General features: G+C 44.5%; 2 protein-coding genes and 3 pseudogenes. 3 read left to right on the top strand and 2 right to left on the bottom strand.

The window, feature by feature from the left end:
* Positions 1-210 (top strand): annotated as a pseudogene (locus FTV32_RS16760) (CmlA/FloR family chloramphenicol efflux MFS transporter); the annotation flags it as partial.
* A gap of 27 nt (positions 211-237) precedes the next feature.
* Positions 238-504 carry a LysR family transcriptional regulator gene (locus FTV32_RS16755; RefSeq protein WP_077170324.1) on the top strand — a complete coding sequence of 89 codons (267 nt, stop codon included), beginning with the start codon at positions 238-240 and terminating at the stop codon, positions 502-504.
* A 35-nt stretch (positions 505-539) separates the two neighbouring features.
* Here the strand turns inward: FTV32_RS16755 and FTV32_RS16750 are convergent, their stop codons facing one another.
* On the bottom strand, positions 540-1,244 hold the full coding sequence (locus FTV32_RS16750; RefSeq protein WP_005028420.1) for an IS6 family transposase: 705 nt from the start codon (positions 1,242-1,244) through the stop codon (positions 540-542).
* A gap of 65 nt (positions 1,245-1,309) precedes the next feature.
* Positions 1,310-1,765: pseudogene (locus FTV32_RS16745) on the bottom strand (IS4-like element ISAba1 family transposase); the annotation flags it as partial.
* A gap of 89 nt (positions 1,766-1,854) precedes the next feature.
* Here FTV32_RS16745 and FTV32_RS16740 point away from each other — a divergent pair.
* Positions 1,855-1,963 (top strand): annotated as a pseudogene (locus FTV32_RS16740) (dihydropteroate synthase); the annotation flags it as partial.

The following is a 1,963-nucleotide window of genomic DNA, read 5'->3' as shown; positions in this document are numbered from 1 at the left end:
GACGACATCGCGGGATCAGCGGTCGCGTTCTACTTCTGCGTTCAAAGCCTGATAGTCAGCATTGTCGGGACATTGGCGGTGGCACTTTTAAACGGTGACACAGCGTGGCCCGTGATCTGTTACGCCACGGCGATGGCGGTACTGGTTTCGTTGGGGCTGGTGCTCCTTCGGCTCCGTGGGGCTGCCACCGAGAAGTCGCCAGTCGTCTAACCGACGACTGGTAGCAGGCCCGCTCCGATGCGGCGCACTAACCATCGAAACCTCGTGAATGTCGGTATCCTGTCTGGCAGGATACCGCTCATTTCCCTTGTTCAGTTCATCGCCGTCGCCGAGCATCTGAATTTTCGGCATGCGGCCAAGGCACTTGGTATCAGCCAGTCGAGCGTCAGCGCGCGTGTGAAAGCGCTGGAGGATAACCTTGGTGTCCTGCTATTTGAGCGCCATGCGCGGGGCGTTCGGCTAACAGACGCAGGCAGGCACTTCATGGGGCACTGTTGCAAATAGAGATTTGAGTCGATGATGTTCCCTTTAAAAAGTACTTAGAGACCGAAAACCCTGTTGATTAGACACACTTCACCCTGAGGCTGACCATAATAAAATGACGATGCTTGTCCTTTACGTAGTGCACGCATGACTTCAATACCTTTAATTGTGGCATAAGCCGTCTTCATAGATTTGAATCCTAATGTGGCCCTGATGATCCGCTTTAGCTTGCCATGATCACATTCAATCACGTTATTTTTATACTTAATCTGCCTGTGCTCAAGGTCTGGTGGACATTTACCTTCCCGTTTTAACCGTGATAAAGCACGTCCATATGTGGGTGCTTTATCCGTGTTGATCACTTGTGGAATTTGCCACTTCTTCACATTATTTAAAATTTTTCCAAGAAAACAATAAGCTGAATGGGTATTTCGTCTAGCAGAAAGATAGAAATCAAGAGTATGGCCACGTTGGTCAACTGCACGGTATAGATATGCCCATTTGCCATTCACTTTTACGTAAGTTTCATCCAGATGCCATAAATGTCGATCTGTAGGATTACGCCAATACCAACGTAAACGTTTTTCCATTTCTGGAGCATAACGCTGAACCCAGCGATAAATTGTGGTGTGATCAACATTCACTCCACGTTCGGCCAGCATTTCCTGAAGTTCACGATAGCTGATGCCATATTTACAATACCAACGAACAGCCCAAAGAATGATTTCACCTTGAAAGTGCCGACCGTGGAAGGGATTCATCTGCTGTATCTCGAAATAAATAAGATATTTAGCTTATCATGTCAGCCTATTTGCAACAGTGCCTTCACAATACGGTCTTTACCAAAAATGGCTATAAAGCGTTGAATCAAAGCAATACGCTCTTTCGTATCTGAATTTCCACGTTTATTAAGCAATGTCCAAAGGATAGGTATCGCTATTCCACGATAAACGATTGCGAGCATCAGGATATTAATATTTCGTTTTCCCCATTTCCAATTGGTTCTATCTAAAGTCAGTTGCACTTGGTCGAATGAAAACATATTGAAAATCAACTGAGAAATTTGACGATAATCAAAATACTGACCTGCAAAGAAGCGCTGCATACGTCGATAAAATGATTGTGGTAAACACTTGATGGGCAAGGCTTTAGATGCAGAAGAAAGATTACATGTTTGCTTTAAAATAATCACAAGCATGATGAGCGCAAAGCACTTTAAATGTGACTTGTTCCATTTTAGAGATTTGTTTAAGATAAGATATAACTCATTGAGATGTGTCATAGTATTCGTCGTTAGAAAACAATTATTGTGACATTATTTCAATGAGTTATCTATTTTTGTCGTGTACAGAGATTATTATAGAAGCCCCCATGAATAAATCGCTCATCATTTTCGGCATCGTCAACATAACCTCGGACAGTTTCTCCGATGGAGGCCGGTATCTGGCGCCAGACGCAGCCATTGCGCAGGCGCGTAAGC

This window comes from Acinetobacter sp. YH16032 (genome assembly GCF_013417345.1).
Taxonomy (GTDB): Bacteria; Pseudomonadota; Gammaproteobacteria; order Pseudomonadales; family Moraxellaceae; genus Acinetobacter.
The sequence above is the reverse complement of the archived record's forward strand: the minus strand, read 5'-3'. Positions and strand labels throughout refer to the sequence as shown.

Bases quoted from the DNA above. Each gene is read 5' to 3' on its own strand.
- FTV32_RS16755 (WP_077170324.1), top strand. From the start codon at position 238: ATGCGGCGCACTAACCATCGAAACCTCGTGAATGTCGGTATCCTGTCT.
- FTV32_RS16750 (WP_005028420.1), bottom strand. From the start codon at position 1,244: ATGAATCCCTTCCACGGTCGGCACTTTCAAGGTGAAATCATTCTTTGG.